We start from the raw sequence: 15,010 nt of genomic DNA on the forward strand, positions 1-15,010 counted from the left end.
CCGACAGTTTAAAAGCCAGGCTGTAATCCCGCTGGGTTCGCTTGATCCTTGATTCCAATTGACTCTCCTTTTTTCTCTCAAAAAGGTGTCAACCAAATTCAGGACGGGTCACCGCCAATGAAAAGGGCGTCCCGGCCGATGGCGGGACGCCCTTTTTCATGGCGCGGCGCGGGCCGCGTGCCGGGCTCAGGCCTGGACCGCGAGGCGCGCCAGTTCGGCCTTGATCCAGCCGGCGATCTCGCGCTGGCGCTGGGCCGGCATGCGGTCGATGATGGCCGTCACGCTGACCGCAAGCAGCGGCGCGCCATGGTTGTCGAGCAGGGCGCAGCCCACGCCCAGCGCGCCGCGCACGGCGTGGTTGCCCACCACCGAATAGCCGCGCGCGCGGGTGTTCTCGATCAGTCGGAACATTTCCTGCGGCGTCATGCCGCCGTATTCGTCGAGCCGGCTGGAGTTGCGCTCGACGATGCCGCGGGCGACGTCGTCGGACAGCGCCGCCAGCAGCGCCATGCCGCCCGAGCCCACGCCGAGCGGCTGGCGCTTGCCGGCGTAGGTCGCGAGGATCTGCACCGGGTAACTGCCGATCTCGCGATGCAGGCTGATGGAATCGTCCTCGTCGCGCACCACCAGGAACACCGCGTCGCCGGTGCGGTCGGCCAGGCGCCGCAGCACCGGCAGCAACTGGCGCACGCGCGGATCGCGCGAACGGGTGTCGGGGTCCACCGCCAACTGGGCGCGGTATTTCTTGGTGCCCGTCACCGGCAGCACCAGGCCCGCGTCGAGCAGGGCGGCCAGCAGCCGGTAGATGGTGGGGCGCTGAATGCCCGTCAGGCGGGCAATATCGGTCACGCTGAGGCCATCAGGCCCCTGGTCCCGCAGGGCGGCCAGAACGGCCAGCCCGCGCCGCAATGTGCGTGGGCCTGCGGCCGCGGCATCGCTGTCTTGCATGCAACTCTCTGAAAACTTGGGGGTTATTGCGTCTTGGTCAAGGGAAAACCATAGTCCGTACCGTGGACTCTACCTTGATGCTCCGCTCGTGTATAGATCAGAATGCAGCATCCAATAATTCAAATCGTCCATTTAATGGACAGTATCAGCACGGAGACTATATGATGACCGGTCAAAAGCCTGGACTGCGGCGTCTTGCCGCCACGCTACTGGCTACCGCCGCAAGCGCTTTCGCCATGGGTTCCGCCCAGGCCGCCTATCCCGATAAACCTGTCCGCATCGTGGTCGGCTTCTCCGCCGGCGGCACCACCGATGTGATCGCCCGCATCATGGCCAAGGAACTCACCGAGAGCCTGGGCCAGTCGTTCGTGGTCGAGAACAAGCCGGGCGCCGGCAGCAACATCGCCACCGACCAGGTGCAACGCGCCGCGCCTGACGGCTACACGCTGCTGTTCGTGGCCGTCACCAGCGCCATCAACCAGACGCTGTACAAGAACGTCACGTTCGACCTGACGAAGGACTTCACTCCCGTGGCGCTGGGCGCCAAGGTGCCGAACATCCTGGTGGTCAACCCGCAGGTGCCGGTCAAGACGGTGCAGGAACTGGTCGATTACGCCAAGAAGAACCCGGGCAAGCTGGCGTTCGCCTCGTCGGGCAGCGGCACCTCGATCCACATGGCAGGCGAGCTGTTCAAGATGCAGGCCGGCATCGACGTGCTGCACGTGCCCTACAAGGGCAGCGCGCCGGCCATCACCGACCTGATCGGCGGCCAGGTGCAGTTCATGTTCGACAACATGCCGTCGGCCTGGCCGCACGCCCAGTCGGGCAAGCTGCGCGCCCTGGCGGTGACCACCGCCGAGCGTTCCAAGAGCGCGCCGGACCTGCCCACCATGAAGGAAGCGGGCTTCGCCAACTTCGACGTGTCGTCGTGGTTCGGCCTGATCGCGCCGGCCGGCACGCCGCCCGAGGTGGTCAACAAGCTCAACGCCGCCATGGTCAAGGCGCTGGACAAGCCCGACGTGCAACTGGCTTTCGAAAAGCTGGGCGCCGTGGGCGTCAAGACCACGCCGGCCGAGTTCGGCCAGTTCATCAAGTCGGAAGTGGAAGGCTGGGCGCCGGTGGTCAAGGCGTCGGGCGCCAAGGTCGACTGATCGCGCGCTTCGTGCCGCGGCGGGTCAACCGCCGGCGGCCGATGACAGGGGACGGGCCGATGCCCGTCCCTATTTTTTTGCGTCGCCGTCGCGGCGGGCCGTGGCCAGCATGGCGGTGCAGACCCCGCGCATCATGTCCACCTCGTCGCGGGTCAGGGCGACGCGAGAAAAAAGGTGCCGCATGCGCGGCAGCAGCTTCTTGGGATGGGCCGGGTCCAGGAACCGCACGCCCACCAGCGCCTCTTCCCAGTGCGCCAGGAAGGCCTGCACCGCCTCGCCCGAGGCCGGCTCGGCGCCGCGCGAGGGCGCCTGCGCGGTCGAGGCCGGCAGCAACGGGGCGCCCTGGTCCACCAGCAGCGCGTAGCGCAGCTCCCAGGCCGCCAGTTGCAGCGCCTGGGCGACGTTCAGCGAGCTGTACTCGGGATTGGCCGGAATATGGCAGATGCGGTGGCACAGTCCGATCTGGTCATTGGTGAGACCGGCGCGCTCGGTGCCCAGCACGACGGCGGTGCAGCCCTCGGCGGTTTCGGCCAGGTGGGCGCAGGCCAGGTCGGCGGCCTGGCGGATGTCGCAGGGCGGGGGGCCGAGGTCACGCACCCGGGCGGTCAGGGCGAACGCCAGGGTCACGGGCGCCAGCGCCTCTTCCAGGGTATCGTAGATGCGCGCGTTTTCCAGCACGTCCAGGGCGCCGCTGGCCAGGGCCACGGCCTCCGGCTGGCTGGTGACATCGGCGAATTTGGGGCCCACCAGTACCAGTTCGGAGAAGCCCATGGTCTTGATCGCGCGGGCCGCCGAACCGACGTTTCCGGGGTGGCTGGGGTTCACCATGATGAAGCGAACGCGTGAAAATGCTTGAGTCATTTAAAATGGCACGTTTGGCTTAGTGCCTTCCTGGTTTTTTGAGCCGGTTTCCCCCTGTCGGGGGCGGCGGATCCGGGGGGGTGGCTAGCGGCCTACCCACCGCATACGTACGGAATTTTATGCACCCGATGCTCAACATCGCCATCAAGGCGGCCCGGCGTGCCGGCACCATCATCAACCGTGCCAGCATGGATTTGGAACGACTCAGCGTGGCTCGCAAGGGGCCGCGCGATTATGTCACGGAAGTCGATCGCGCCGCCGAGGAGTCCATCGTCGAGACGCTGCGCGCCGCCTATCCGGACCATGCCGTCCTGGGCGAGGAATTCGGCTTGCAGGGCCCCGACCAGGCCGAATTCCAGTGGATCATCGATCCGCTGGACGGCACCACGAACTTCATCCACGGCCTGCCCAATTACGCCGTGTCGATCGCGCTGACCCAGCGCGGTCAGGTCACGCAGGCGGTCATCTATGATCCCTCGCGCAATGAACTGTTCACCGCCAGCCGTGGCAGCGGCACCTTCCTGAACGACCGCCGCGTGCGCGTCTCGGGCCGCACCCGCTACCACGAGGCCCTGCTGGGCGCGCACTGGCCCAACTCGGGCGACCTGGAACAAGGCTCGCAGCGTTTCCGCGCCATGGCCGAAGGCAGCACCGGCGTGCGCCGCCTGGGCGCCACCGTGCTGGACCTGGCCTATGTCGCCTGCGGCCGCCTGGACGGCTTCTGCGGCGTGGGCCTGAAGCCCTGGGACCTGGCGGCCGGCAGCCTGATGGTGCTGGAAGCCGGCGGCCTGGTCGCCGATTTCGACGGCGAGCAGGGCTGGATGGATTCCGGCAACGTGCTGGCCGCCAGCCCGAAGATCTTCACGCAGATGCTGTCGGCGCTGAACCCGACGCCGGCGGCCTGACGCCGCGGGCGCGTCCCGACGCATTCCCGAAGCCGGCCCATGTGGCCGGCTTTTTTGTCGCGCGCGCCGTTGCGCATCCCCGCGCGGCGCACGCCTCGGCACAGTTCCGTAAGCCATCCGCGCGACCCCTGTCACCGGCGTGTCACGCGTTTTCCGGGTACGATTACCGGTCGTGTAACTTCTGGAGCTCCTGATGGAGTGGCTGCTGGACCCCGCTGCGTGGGTCGGCTTGCTTACCCTGGTCGTCCTTGAGATCGTCCTGGGAATCGATAACCTGATTTTCATCGCCATCCTGGCGGACAAGCTGCCGCCGTCGCAACGCGACCGCGCGCGCATCCTTGGCCTGAGCCTGGCGCTCGTCATGCGGCTTGGCCTGCTGTCGGTCATGTCGTGGCTGGTCACCCTGACCACCCCCCTGTTTTCGATCGGACCGCTGTCACCCTCGGGGCGCGACCTGATCCTCATGGCCGGCGGCTTCTTCCTGCTGTTCAAGGGCACCATGGAGCTGCACGAGCGGCTCGAAGGCGGGCAGCATGGCGGCTCCTCGGGGCCGCGCGTGTACGCCAGCTTCTGGGTCATCGTGACGCAGATCGTGGTGCTGGACGCGGTGTTCTCGCTGGACTCGGTCATCACCGCGGTCGGCATGGTGGACCACCTGGCCATCATGATGATCGCCGTGGTCATCGCCATCGGCATCATGCTGCTGGCCTCCAAGCCGCTGACGCGCTTCGTCAACGCGCATCCGACGGTGGTGGTGCTGTGCCTGGGCTTCCTGCTCATGATCGGCTTCTCGCTGCTGGCCGAGGCCTTCGGCTTCAAGGTGCCCAAGGGCTACCTGTACGCCGCCATTGGCTTCTCGGTGGCGATCGAGGCCCTGAACCAGGTGGCGCGCCGCAACCTGCTCAAGCTGGACGCGCGCCGGCCCATGCGCGAACGCACCGCCTCGGCGGTGCTGCGCATGCTGGGCAAGCGCCCGCCGGCCGACGAGCCCGACCTGCCCAGCGCCGACGGTCCCGCCATCCCGGCCTTCGGCGTCGAGGAGCGCAACATGGTCAGCGGCGTGCTGACGCTGGCCGAGCGCTCGATCCGCTCGATCATGACGCCGCGCACCGACGTGTCGTGGATCAACATCGACGACGACCCCGACACCATCCGCCGCCAGATCACCGAGGCGCCGCACAGTTTCTTCCCGGTCTGCCGCGGCTCGCTCGACGAGGTGCTGGGCATCGCCCGCGCCAAGGACCTGGTGGCCGACCTGATCACCGAGGGCCGGGTGCGCCGCAACCGCCTGCGCGACCCGATCATCGTGCACGAGGCCATCGGCATCCTGCGCCTGATGGACACCCTCAAGCGCTCGCGCGGCCAACTGGTGCTGGTGGCCGACGAGTTCGGCGCCATCGAGGGCCTGGTGACGCCGATCGACGTGTTCGAGGCCATCGCCGGCGAATTCCCCGACGAGGACGAACTGCCCGACATCGTCGCCGACGGTCCCAACACCTGGAAGATCGACGGCGCGGCCGACCTGCACCACGTCGAGCAGGTGCTCGAAACCGAAGGCCTGGTCGATGAGGCGCAAGACTTCTCGACCCTGGCCGGCTACCTGCTGTCGCGCTTTGGCCACCTGCCCAAGCCGGGCGACGTCTGCGAATACGAATTCCACCACGACCATTTCCGCTTCGAGGTGCTGGAAATGGACGGCCGCCGCATTGCCCTGGTGCGCGTCGAGAAACGCTCCCCCGAGCCGCTGGACGAAGACGCCGCGCTGACCAACGACTAGATGCCTTCAAGGAACCCTTGCCACCGTGACTGATACCACGCTCTATCTCATCAAGGCCTTCATCCTCGGCATCGTCGAGGGGCTGACCGAGTTCATCCCGGTGTCCAGCACCGGCCACCTGATCCTGATCGGCGACTGGCTCAACTTCGAATCCAGCCAGGGCAAGGTGTTCGAGGTGGTGATCCAACTGGGCTCGATCCTGGCGGTGATGTGGATTTTCCGCGCGCGGCTGCTGCGGTTGATCCGCGGCACCCTCACCGGCGTGGCGAGCGAGGTGGCGTTCACCCGCAACCTGCTGATCGCCTTCCTGCCGGCGGCGGTCATCGGCGCCATCTTCATCAAGTCCATCAAGCAGGTGTTCTACCACCCCGGCGTGGTGGTGGTGACGTTGGTGCTGGGCGGCCTGATCATGCTGTACGTGGAACGCCGCACCCGCCACACCCCCGGCGACGCGCCGGGCGCGGCCGACGATACCGCCTCGGATGAGCGCGCCACCGCCCATACCCTGGAACAGATCACCTGGAAGCAGGCGCTGGGCGTGGGCGTGGCGCAATGCCTGGCCATGATTCCCGGCACCTCGCGTTCCGGCGCCACCATCATCGGCGGCATGATCGCCGGCATCCAGCGCAAGACGGCCACCGAGTTCTCGTTCTTCCTGGCCATGCCGACCATGCTGGGCGCGGCCGTGTACGACATGTACAAGAACATGGACCTGCTGACGCAGCACGACCTGTCCGGCATCGCCGTGGGCTTCGTGGCGGCCTTCCTGAGCGCCATCGTGGTGGTGCGGGCGGTGCTGCGCTTCGTGGCCAACCACACCTATCGCGTGTTCGCCTGGTACCGGATCGTGTTCGGCGCCATCGTGGCGGCCTGGATCTTCACCCGCTGAGATCCGCGCCGCGCCAACGCGACGGGCAAAAAGAAAGGGCCGCGCATGACGCGGCCCTTTGCTTTCGGGCGGACAGGACGGGCGCGCCGCCTATTCGGCCGTTTCCAGGTCGTAGAACTGCAGGCCGTCGCCGTCGATGACCAACCAGCCGCCGCGCGGCGGCGAGACGTGGTCGCAGTCCCAGTCCGGCAGCACCCAGCGCTCGCGCTTGACGCCGTCGACCTCCAGCACGTGGCGGGCGGGGCGGTGCGTGTGGCCGTGCACCATCAGCTTGACGCCATGGTCGCGGAAGGCCTGCGCCACGGCCCCGGCGTTGACGTCCATGATCTCCATGGACTTGCCCTGGTTGGCCATCTGGCTTTCGCCACGCGCCTGCTGCGCCATCGCCAGGCGCTCGGGGATGGTCTTGGCCAGGAATTCAGCCTGCCACCGCGGGTTGCGCACCATCTGGCGGAACTGCTGGTAGGCCGCGTCGTCGGTACAGAACTCGTCGCCGTGGGTCAGCAGGATGTCGCCGTAGTCGGTCTGCAGCAGCGCCGGCTCGGGCAGCAGCTTGGCGCCCACCGCGGCGGCCAGTTCCTCGCCGATCAGGAAGTCGCGGTTGCCGCGGCCGAGCCACACCGGAATCCGGCCGGCCGTGGCGCGCAGCGCCGTCAGCGCCGTGGCGAGCCACGGCGGCGCGGCGCGGATCACGTCGTCGCCGATCCAGGCGTCGAAGATGTCGCCCGGCAGCAGCAGGGCGGCGGCTTCTTCCTCGGCCGCCAGCAGGAAGGCCAGGAAGGCCTCCGCCGTGGCCGGCGTGGCCGGCCCCAGGTGCAGGTCGGAGGCCAGCCAGACCGGGCCGGACAGGGCGATCTTATTCAAGAACTTCGGCCTTCTCGATGATCACGTCTTCGTTCGGCACGTTCTGGTGGAAGCCCTTGTTGCCGGTCTTCACGCCCTTGATCTTGTCGACCACGTCGGTGCCTTCGGTGACGCTGCCGAACACGGCGTAGCCCCAACCGTTGGGCGTGGGCGCGGTGAAGTTCAGGAAGTCGTTGTTCGAGACGTTGATGAAGAACTGCGCGGTGGCCGAGTGCGGGTCGCTGGTGCGGGCCATCGCCAGGGTGTACTTGTCGTTCTTCAGGCCGTTGTTGGCCTCGTTCTCGATCGGGGCGTGGGTCTGCTTCTGCTTCATGCCGGGCTCGAAGCCGCCGCCCTGGATCATGAAGCCATCGATCACGCGATGGAACACCGTGCCGTTGTAAAAGCCTTCCTTGACGTAGGTCAGGAAGTTCTCGACGGTCTTGGGCGCCTTGGCGGCGTCCAGGGTGATGACCATGTCGCCTTGGTTGGTGTGAAGCTTGACGCGGGGATTGGTGCTCATGGCTTTTGTGCCTTCAGAGGTGGAGTTGGAGGGGGCGGCCGCGGGCGCGGCGCTGACGAGCGCCGGGGCAAATGCCAGCGCGAACGAGCACGCCGTCAGGCGCAGCAGGTGAAGAGGGGAGTAACGGGACGTCATTTGCGTTGCTTATCCTTCAGCATGGTTTCGACTTCGCGGGCCTTGTCCTGCATGCCGGGCACGCCTTCCTTGGCGGCCTGCTTGTAGGTGCGCAGGGCCTGCAGCAGTTGCAGGTCGCCCAGGTTGGCGCGCGCGGCGGCGTAGCCCGGGTCGGCGCGCAGGGCCATTTGCAGGGCGTCCTGCGCTTTTTCAAGTTCGCCCCGGCTGGCATATAGAGCCGCCAGGTTGTTCCAGGGTTCCGGCAGCTCGGGAAAGCGGGTCGTCATCTCGGTGTAGATGTCGATGGCCTCGGCCTTGCGGTCGAGCGCGGCCAGGGCGCGCGCATGCTGGAACATCAGTTGCACGTCGGTGCCGCGCTGGTCCTTGATCTCGGCCTCGCGCTTTTCGATCATCGCCAGCGCTTCGGCGTTGTCGCCGCGGTTCAGCAGGCGTTCGATGTGGGTGGTGATCTGCGAGGCGGACGGCTGCAGCCGGGTGTCCACGCTGGGCTGCATCGACTTGAGCACGTTGGACAGGCCGTCCCAGCCGCCCTCGGGCGGAATCGGGTCCAGGGTGGTGCGATTGGCATTCGGGTTCTCGCCCGATCCGCCGGCCATGGATTGGGCATGGGCGCCGGCCAGCGGCGAGCCGGCCAGGGCCAGGGCGAGCAGGGTGACGCAAAAACGCGGCTTGATAGTCACGTGGGCATCCGTTAAAAGTCGTGGCCGGCCGGCGCTGACGCGCGCGGCCGGGCCGCTTGCTATACTTGACGACCGCCATTTTAGCCTCGGTTGGGTTTTTGGCTCGACAATGGGTGAATTCGGTGGGTAAGGCCGGTAGGTGAAGCCGGTGGGCACGCAGACTGGATGACGCGAACCCGGGCATCGCCCGAACCACCCGGCCGGACGCCAAGCCTCGAAGGTATCGTCCTTCGGGCGCAACGATTTCCGCGGCCGCCACGGAAAGAACAGGACCATCACAAGCGCCATGCTGCAAATCTACAACACGTTATCGCGTACCAAAGAACCGTTCAAACCGGCCCAGGCCGGCCAGGTGCGCATGTACGTGTGTGGCATGACCGTGTACGACTTCTGCCACCTGGGCCACGCCCGCATGCTGGTGTCCTTCGACGTGGTGCAGCGCTGGCTGCGCGCCAGCGGCCTGGCGGTCGACTACGTGCGCAACATCACCGACATCGACGACAAGATCATCCGCCGCGCGGTCGAGACCGGTCGCCGCATCGGCGAGGTCACCGAGTTCTACATCGACGCCATGCACGCCGACGAGCGCGCGCTGGGCGTGGCTTCGCCCGACCGCGAGCCGCGCGCCACCCAGTACGTGGGCGAGATGCTGGACATCATCGGCAAGCTCGAACAGAAGGGCCTGGCCTACCAGGCCGATGACGGCGACGTGAACTACGCCGTGCGCGGTTTCGAGGGCTACGGCAAGCTGTCCGGCAAGACCCTGGACGACCTGCGGGCCGGCGAGCGCGTGGCGGTGGGCTCGGCCAAGCGCGACCCGCTCGACTTCGTGCTGTGGAAGTCCGCCAAGGAAGAAGAACCGGCCGACACCAAGTGGGAATCGCCCTATGGCCTGGGCCGGCCGGGCTGGCACATCGAGTGCTCGGCCATGAGCAAGTCGCTGCTCGGCCTGCCGCTGGACATCCATGGCGGCGGCCCCGACCTGAAATTCCCGCACCACGAGAACGAGATCGCCCAGACCGAGGGCGCCTTCGGCGGCACGCTGGCCAACATCTGGATGCACTGCGGCCCGCTGATGGTCGATTCGGACAAGATGTCCAAGTCGCTCGGCAACTTCCGCACCATCCGCCAGACCATCGCCCAGGGCGAGCCGGCCGCCGACACGGCCGACTACCGCGTCAACCCGCGTGAAGCGGAAATGGTGCGCTTCTTCATCGTGCGCAACCACTACCGCAGCCCGCAGAACTACACGCCGGACAACCTGGTCGACGCCCAGAACGCGCTCGACCGCCTGTACCAGGCGCTGCAGAACGTGCCGGCGGACGACCAGGGCATCGACTGGAACGAGCCGCAGGCGCAGGCCTTCAAGGCCGCCATGGACGACGATTTCAACAGTTCGGGCGCGGTCGCGGCCCTGTTCGAGCTGGCCTCCGAGGCCAACCGCGGCAAGAGCGCGCGCAGCGCCGGCCAGCTCAAGGCCCTGGGTGGCCTGCTGGGCCTGCTGCAACAGGACCCGGCGACGTATTTCCAGTCGTCCACCCGCTATTCGGCCGCCGGCATGGAGCAGGGCGCGCGCGCCGAACTCGACGCCGCCGCCATCCAGGCCCTGATCGACGCCCGCGCCGCCGCCAAGGCCGCGCGCGACTTCGCCCAGGCCGACCGCATCCGCGCCGAGTTGCGCGAAGCCGGCATCGAGCTCGATGACAAGCCGGGCGGCCTGACGCAGTGGCGTCGGGCGTGAACCCCCTGGATACGCCCGCCATGTCCATCGCAGATACCGAGATTCCCAAGCCGGATTATTGGGAAGCCGCCGTCGCCCACCTGATGCGGCGCGACCGCATCCTGAAAAAGATCATTCCCCAGCACCCCGAGGTCTGGCTGACGTCGCGCGGCACGCCGTTCGTGACGCTGGCCCGGGCCATCATCGGGCAGCAGGTCTCTGCCAAGGCGGCCGACGCCGTCTGGGACAAGTTCCTGGAAGCCGCAGGCAAGCGTCCCACGCCGGTGGCGGTGTTGCGCGTGGGCCTGGAAGGCCTGCGCGCGGCCGGCCTGTCGCAGCGCAAGGCCGAGTACGTGCTGGATCTGGCGGTGCATTTCGGCGAACGCCGGGTGCACCCCGAGAAATGGGCGGCCATGGACGACGAGGCCGTCATTTCGGAATTGACCGCCATCCGCGGCATCGGACGCTGGACGGCGGAGATGTTTTTGATTTTCAATCTGCAGCGGCCCGATGTCCTGCCGCTGGATGATCCTGGGTTGCTCAAGGCAATCTCGCTACACTATTTCAGCGGCGAGCCTGTCTCGCGCTTCGAGGCTCGTGAAGTCTCGCTGGCGTGGCAACCCTGGCGTACCGTGGCAACCTGGTATCTGTGGCGCAGTCTGGAACCGACGCCGGTCCAATACTGACGCAATCCAGGTCGCCCATCTACGGAACCACACTACATGCGCAATACATTTCTGGAATTTGAACAGCCGCTCGCCGAGCTTGAGAACAAGATCGAGCAGCTGCGCTATGTGCAGGCCGATTCGGCGGTGGACATCTCCGACGAGATCGGACGTCTGCAGCAGAAGAGCCAGTCGCTGGCCAAGGAGATCTACGCCAAGCTCACGCCTTGGCAGACGGCGCTGGTCGCCCGCCACCCCCAGCGTCCCTACACGCTGGACTACGTGCGCGAGATCTTCACCGACTTCCACGAACTGCACGGCGACCGCATGTACGCCGACGACCAGTCCATCGTGGGCGGCCTGGCGCGCTTCAACGGCACGCCCTGCATGGTGATCGGCCACCAGAAGGGCCGCGACACCAAGGAACGCGCCGCGCGCAACTTCGGCATGCCGCGTCCGGAAGGCTACCGCAAGGCCCTGCGCCTGATGCGCCTGGCCGAGAAGTTCGGCATTCCCGTGTTCACCTTCGTCGACACCCCGGGCGCCTATCCCGGCATCGGCGCCGAGGAACGCGGCCAGTCCGAAGCCATCGGCCACAACCTGTACGCCATGGCCGAACTGAAGGTGCCCGTGATCGTCACCATCATCGGCGAAGGCGGCTCGGGCGGCGCGCTGGCGATCGCCGTGGGCAACGCCGTGCTGATGCTGCAGTACGCGACCTACGCGGTGATTTCGCCCGAAGGCTGCGCCTCGATCCTGTGGCGCAGCGCCGACAAGGCGCCCGAGGCCGCCGAGGCGCTCGCCATCATCGCCCCGCGCCTGAAGGACCTGGGCCTGGTCGACCGCGTCATCAACGAACCCGTGGGCGGCGCGCACCGCGACCCGCGCGTCATGGCGCGCCTGCTGCGCCGCGCGCTCGGCGACGCCCTGCGCCAGTTGCAGGGCATGACGCCCGAGCAACTGGTGGAACAGCGGGTGCAACGCCTGCTGTCCTACGGCGCCTTCCAGGAAGTGCGCGCCTGAGCGAAGCGCGCGCGCCGGCCTTGGCCGGCGCCGCGGCCGCTTCCGGCCCGCGCCCGCCGCCATGACTTCCCGCCCCGCGTCCGACTCGACTGCCGCGGGGACCCCTTTCCCCCATCCCGTCTCGCCCGACCTGATCGCGGCCCTGCGCCGCGCCCTGCAAGCCCTGCCGCGGCCGCCTGGGCGGTTCGCCGTGGCTGTCAGCGGCGGCGCCGACTCGGCCATGCTGGCGGTCCATGCCGCCGCCGTGGCGCGGGAGCTGGGCGCCGGCGTGGCGCTGCTGCACGTGCATCACGGCCTGCAGGCCGCCGCCGACGGCTGGCGCGATCAGGTCCAGGCCCTGGCCGGTCTGCTGGAACTGCCGCTGCGCCAGGCCCGCGTCGAGGTCGACGCGGCCGGCGGCAAGGGCATCGAGGCCGCCGCGCGCGACGCCCGCTATGCCGCGCTGGCGCGGCTGGCGGACGAGGAGGGCATCGGCCTGGTCCTGCTGGCGCACCACCGCAACGACCAGGCCGAGACCGTGTTGCTGCGCCTGCTGCGCGGCACCGGGCTGGCCGGCATGGCGGCCATGGCGCCGCTCACATCGCGTGACGGCCTGACCTATCTGCGGCCGTGGCTGGAGCAGGACCGGACGACGATCCTGCAGGCCGCGCGGCAGTTTGCCGACGCCACCGGCTGGCACGCGGTGCGGGACCCGACCAACGCCGATCCGCGCTACACCCGCGCCGCGCTGCGCGAATTGCTGGCGCCGGTGCTGGATGCGCGCTGGCCCGGCTGGCGCGCCATCGTCGCGCGCCACGCCCGGCACATGGCCGAGGCGGGTGAGATCCTGGACGAGGTGGCGCGCGAGGACTTCGCCGCGCTGGAGCCGGGCGCGGACGGCGCCAGCTTCTCGCTGGCGGCCTGGCGGCGGCTGTCGCCGGCGCGCCAGGCGCACGTGCTGCGCCACTGGATGGCGCAGCAGGGCGCCCGCATGCCGACCGAGGCGCGCCTGAACGACCTGCTGCGCCAACTGCGCGGCCTGCACAGCCTGGGGCACGACCGCCAGTTGCGGGTCGAACAGGCCGGCCACGTGGTGCGCTGCCATCGCGGGCGGGTGTGGATCGAGCCGCAGCCGGATCCGCAGACGCCGGCGTCACGCTAGCGCAAAAGGTGGGGGGGCGCCCGGTACCCGGAGGCGCCGCGCGCAGGGAAATCCGCGGCTGGCGCCGTCGAATTCTGGCCAGAACGACATTTTTCCGGAAAAAACGACCGTTCCCTGGAAAGAAAATTCCATGGCCTGCGCAAATTTTTACCGTCGGGATAGAATATGAGGTTTTGCCCGCCCCCACTCTTGCGGCGGGTCCCCAGCCAGAGTACGAGATGTCCCTGATCGTTCATAAATATGGCGGTACTTCGATGGGCTCGGTCGAGCGCATCAGGAACGTGGCGCGACGCGTCGCGAAGTGGCACGCTGCCGGCCACCAGGTTGTCGTGGTGCCGTCGGCCATGGCAGGCGAAACCAATCGCCTGCTGGGCCTGGCGCGCGAGATTACGCCCCAGCCCGACGCGCGCGAGCTCGACATGATCGCCGCCACCGGCGAGCAGGCCAGCAGCGGCCTGTTGGCCATCGCGCTGCAGGCCGAAGGCGTCGCCGCCCGCAGCTACGCGGGCTGGCAGGTGCCGGTGCGCACCGATTCGTCGTTCACCAAGGCCCGCATCACCTCGATCGACGACGCCCGCATCCGCGGCGACCTCGACGCCGGCCGCGTGGTCATCGTCACCGGCTTCCAGGGCGTGGACCCTGACGGCCACATCACCACCCTGGGCCGCGGCGGCTCCGACACCTCGGCCGTGGCCGTGGCGGCGGCGCTCAAGGCCGATGAATGCCTGATCTACACCGATGTGGATGGCGTCTACACGACCGATCCGCGGGTGGTGCCCGAAGCGCGCCGCATGGCCGTCGTTTCCTTCGAGGAAATGCTGGAAATGGCCTCGCTGGGCTCCAAGGTCCTGCAGATCCGCTCGGTCGAATTCGCCGGCAAATACCGTGTGCCGACGCGGGTGCTGTCCTCGCTGACCGACCCGCTCATCCCGCTCGACGAAGAAATGCGTTCGGGCACGCTGATTACTTTTGAGGAAGACGAAAAAATGGAAGCCGCCGTTGTCTCCGGCATCGCCTTCAGCCGCGACGAAGCCAAAATCACCCTGCTGGGCGTGCCCGACAAGCCCGGCATCGCCTTCTCGATCCTGGGCCCTGTCGCCGCCGCCAACATCGACGTCGACATGATCGTGCAGAACCAGTCCGTGGCTGGCACGACCGATTTCTCGTTCACCGTGAACCGCAACGAGTTCGCGCGCGCCGTCGACCTGCTCAAGCGCGAAGTCATCCCCGCCGTGGGCGCGCGTGAACTGTCTACCGATGAAAAGGTCGCCAAGGTCTCGATCGTCGGCATCGGCATGCGCTCGCACGTTGGCGTGGCCAGCCTGATGTTCCAGACGCTTTCGCAGGAAAGCATCAACATCCAGATGATCAGCACCAGCGAGATCAAGACCTCGGTCATCATCGACGACAAGTACATGGAACTGGGCGTGCGCGCGCTGCACAAGGCCTTCGGCCTGGACCAGGCGCCCGCCGCCAAGGCCTGAGCGACGCGGGTCCGGCACGGTTTTTTTCACGCCCGCGGCATTGCGCGGGCAACAGTGTAAAAAGTCGTGCTAGAATCTCGTTCTCTTCGGAGATGTGCCCGAGAGGCTGAAGGGGCTCCCCTGCTAAGGGAGTATGTGGCTAAAAACTGCATCGTGGGTTCGAATCCCACCATCTCCGCCAGATTTCCAGCCTGGCATGCCAGGCTGGCAAGAAACCCGCAGAACGCAAGTTCTGCGGGTTTTTTCTTTGCGCGCGCGTCGTCAC

General features: G+C 67.5%; 14 protein-coding genes and 1 tRNA gene. 10 read left to right on the forward strand and 5 right to left on the reverse strand.

Annotated elements, in window-relative coordinates; translation table 11 throughout:
- Nucleotides 1-186 precede the first annotated feature (186 nt).
- A complete protein-coding gene (locus HV783_RS24480; RefSeq protein WP_054503105.1) occupies nt 187-948 on the reverse strand; it encodes an IclR family transcriptional regulator in 762 nt (253 codons plus the stop codon).
- Nucleotides 949-1,109: 161 nt separating this feature from the next.
- Here HV783_RS24480 and HV783_RS24485 point away from each other — a divergent pair, with 161 nt between their 5' ends.
- Nucleotides 1,110-2,099: a Bug family tripartite tricarboxylate transporter substrate binding protein gene (locus tag HV783_RS24485; protein WP_049072912.1), complete on the forward strand. Its 990-nt coding sequence runs from the start codon at nt 1,110-1,112 to the stop codon at nt 2,097-2,099.
- A gap of 69 nt (nt 2,100-2,168) precedes the next feature.
- Here HV783_RS24485 and HV783_RS24490 read toward each other — a convergent pair whose 3' ends face one another.
- A complete protein-coding gene (locus HV783_RS24490; protein WP_144654703.1) occupies nt 2,169-2,960 on the reverse strand; it encodes an RNA methyltransferase in 792 nt (263 codons plus the stop codon).
- A gap of 119 nt (nt 2,961-3,079) precedes the next feature.
- Here HV783_RS24490 and HV783_RS24495 point away from each other — a divergent pair, with 119 nt between their 5' ends.
- The 3 genes from HV783_RS24495 to HV783_RS24505 all read left to right on the forward strand — a co-directional run bounded on the left by HV783_RS24495 (nt 3,080) and on the right by HV783_RS24505 (nt 6,531).
- A complete protein-coding gene (locus HV783_RS24495) occupies nt 3,080-3,865 on the forward strand; it encodes an inositol monophosphatase family protein (RefSeq protein ID WP_049072914.1) in 786 nt (261 codons plus the stop codon).
- A 193-nt stretch (nt 3,866-4,058) separates the two neighbouring features.
- Nucleotides 4,059-5,642: a TerC family protein gene (locus tag HV783_RS24500; protein WP_054503103.1), complete on the forward strand. Its 1,584-nt coding sequence runs from the start codon at nt 4,059-4,061 to the stop codon at nt 5,640-5,642.
- A 25-nt stretch (nt 5,643-5,667) separates the two neighbouring features.
- On the forward strand, nt 5,668-6,531 hold the full coding sequence (locus HV783_RS24505; protein ID WP_054503102.1) for an undecaprenyl-diphosphate phosphatase: 864 nt from the start codon (nt 5,668-5,670) through the stop codon (nt 6,529-6,531).
- Nucleotides 6,532-6,621: 90 nt separating this feature from the next.
- On the opposite strand, the gene HV783_RS24510 is transcribed toward HV783_RS24505, so the two are convergent.
- The 3 genes from HV783_RS24510 to HV783_RS24520 form a co-directional block, all read right to left on the reverse strand.
- Complete coding sequence (locus HV783_RS24510) at nt 6,622-7,395, reverse strand: UDP-2,3-diacylglucosamine diphosphatase (protein WP_175190046.1); 774 nt, start codon at nt 7,393-7,395, stop codon at nt 6,622-6,624.
- A complete protein-coding gene (locus tag HV783_RS24515; protein ID WP_026382011.1) occupies nt 7,388-7,897 on the reverse strand; it encodes a peptidylprolyl isomerase in 510 nt (169 codons plus the stop codon). Before HV783_RS24515 ends, HV783_RS24510 begins: the two co-directional genes overlap by 8 nt.
- A gap of 131 nt (nt 7,898-8,028) precedes the next feature.
- Nucleotides 8,029-8,712: a tetratricopeptide repeat protein gene (locus HV783_RS24520; RefSeq protein ID WP_054503100.1), complete on the reverse strand. Its 684-nt coding sequence runs from the start codon at nt 8,710-8,712 to the stop codon at nt 8,029-8,031.
- A gap of 286 nt (nt 8,713-8,998) precedes the next feature.
- Here HV783_RS24520 and cysS point away from each other — a divergent pair, with 286 nt between their 5' ends.
- The 6 genes from cysS to HV783_RS24550 all read left to right on the forward strand — a co-directional run bounded on the left by cysS (nt 8,999) and on the right by HV783_RS24550 (nt 14,926).
- Nucleotides 8,999-10,453 carry a cysteine--tRNA ligase gene (cysS, locus tag HV783_RS24525; protein ID WP_116791916.1) on the forward strand — a complete coding sequence of 485 codons (1,455 nt, stop codon included), beginning with the start codon at nt 8,999-9,001 and terminating at the stop codon, nt 10,451-10,453.
- Nucleotides 10,454-10,473: 20 nt separating this feature from the next.
- Nucleotides 10,474-11,118 carry a DNA-3-methyladenine glycosylase family protein gene (locus tag HV783_RS24530; protein ID WP_054503300.1) on the forward strand — a complete coding sequence of 215 codons (645 nt, stop codon included), beginning with the start codon at nt 10,474-10,476 and terminating at the stop codon, nt 11,116-11,118.
- Between the two features lie 36 nt (nt 11,119-11,154).
- Nucleotides 11,155-12,120 carry an acetyl-CoA carboxylase carboxyltransferase subunit alpha gene (locus HV783_RS24535; RefSeq protein WP_024069860.1) on the forward strand — a complete coding sequence of 322 codons (966 nt, stop codon included), beginning with the start codon at nt 11,155-11,157 and terminating at the stop codon, nt 12,118-12,120.
- A 142-nt stretch (nt 12,121-12,262) separates the two neighbouring features.
- Nucleotides 12,263-13,261 carry a tRNA lysidine(34) synthetase TilS gene (gene tilS, locus HV783_RS24540; RefSeq protein WP_254604027.1) on the forward strand — a complete coding sequence of 333 codons (999 nt, stop codon included), beginning with the start codon at nt 12,263-12,265 and terminating at the stop codon, nt 13,259-13,261.
- Nucleotides 13,262-13,479: 218 nt separating this feature from the next.
- Nucleotides 13,480-14,745, forward strand: a complete 1,266-nt coding sequence (locus HV783_RS24545) for an aspartate kinase (RefSeq protein WP_054431502.1) — start codon at nt 13,480-13,482, stop codon at nt 14,743-14,745.
- Nucleotides 14,746-14,833: 88 nt separating this feature from the next.
- A tRNA-Ser gene (locus HV783_RS24550) sits at nt 14,834-14,926 on the forward strand.
- Nucleotides 14,927-15,010 lie beyond the last annotated feature (84 nt).

Source organism: Achromobacter dolens (assembly GCF_902859745.1).
GTDB classification, from domain to species: Bacteria; Pseudomonadota; Gammaproteobacteria; order Burkholderiales; family Burkholderiaceae_B; genus Achromobacter; species Achromobacter dolens.

What these genes read in the sequence shown, in the direction of transcription:
- HV783_RS24480 (WP_054503105.1), bottom strand. Translation starts at nt 948, where the DNA reads ATGCAAGACAGCGATGCCGCGGCCGCAGGCCCACGCACATTGCGGCGC.
- HV783_RS24485 (WP_049072912.1), top strand. Translation starts at nt 1,110, where the DNA reads ATGATGACCGGTCAAAAGCCTGGACTGCGGCGTCTTGCCGCCACGCTA.
- HV783_RS24490 (WP_144654703.1), bottom strand. Translation starts at nt 2,960, where the DNA reads ATGACTCAAGCATTTTCACGCGTTCGCTTCATCATGGTGAACCCCAGC.
- HV783_RS24495 (WP_049072914.1), top strand. Translation starts at nt 3,080, where the DNA reads ATGCACCCGATGCTCAACATCGCCATCAAGGCGGCCCGGCGTGCCGGC.
- HV783_RS24500 (WP_054503103.1), top strand. Translation starts at nt 4,059, where the DNA reads ATGGAGTGGCTGCTGGACCCCGCTGCGTGGGTCGGCTTGCTTACCCTG.
- HV783_RS24515 (WP_026382011.1), bottom strand. Translation starts at nt 7,897, where the DNA reads ATGAGCACCAATCCCCGCGTCAAGCTTCACACCAACCAAGGCGACATG.
- cysS (WP_116791916.1), top strand. Translation starts at nt 8,999, where the DNA reads ATGCTGCAAATCTACAACACGTTATCGCGTACCAAAGAACCGTTCAAA.
- HV783_RS24530 (WP_054503300.1), top strand. Translation starts at nt 10,474, where the DNA reads ATGTCCATCGCAGATACCGAGATTCCCAAGCCGGATTATTGGGAAGCC.
- HV783_RS24535 (WP_024069860.1), top strand. Translation starts at nt 11,155, where the DNA reads ATGCGCAATACATTTCTGGAATTTGAACAGCCGCTCGCCGAGCTTGAG.
- HV783_RS24545 (WP_054431502.1), top strand. Translation starts at nt 13,480, where the DNA reads ATGTCCCTGATCGTTCATAAATATGGCGGTACTTCGATGGGCTCGGTC.